Annotated in this window: 1 pseudogene; it reads right to left on the bottom strand. The window is 37.1% G+C overall.

The window, feature by feature from the left end:
• Positions 1-294 (bottom strand): annotated as a pseudogene (locus tag ACSG5Z_RS31145) (histidine--tRNA ligase); the annotation flags it as partial.

Consider the following 294-nt stretch of genomic DNA (forward strand, 5'->3'; position numbering starts at 1 on the left):
GCTTTAGACAAGATAAANNNGTATTACATATCGTATCAGCCTTTTCTTCAGTAATTCCGCGCTCTAGTACATCTTTTCGTACACCATCAATCCCAATCTTTTCGATTTTGTCTAATGATAAAATGACGTCACTCGTTCGTTCAGTAGGGATGTTAATAGATTCGAGAATGCCGTTTAACAATTTTCGGTTATTATATTGGAACGTTACTTCAAAGTTTAACGTTCGGAACAGTTCAAACGCCATACTCATAAGTTCCGCTTCTGCCATGACAGATTCCTGACTCTTAAACACAT

It is taken from the genome of Bacillus pretiosus, assembly GCF_051294775.1.
Lineage (GTDB): Bacteria > Bacillota > Bacilli > Bacillales > Bacillaceae_G > Bacillus_A > Bacillus_A wiedmannii.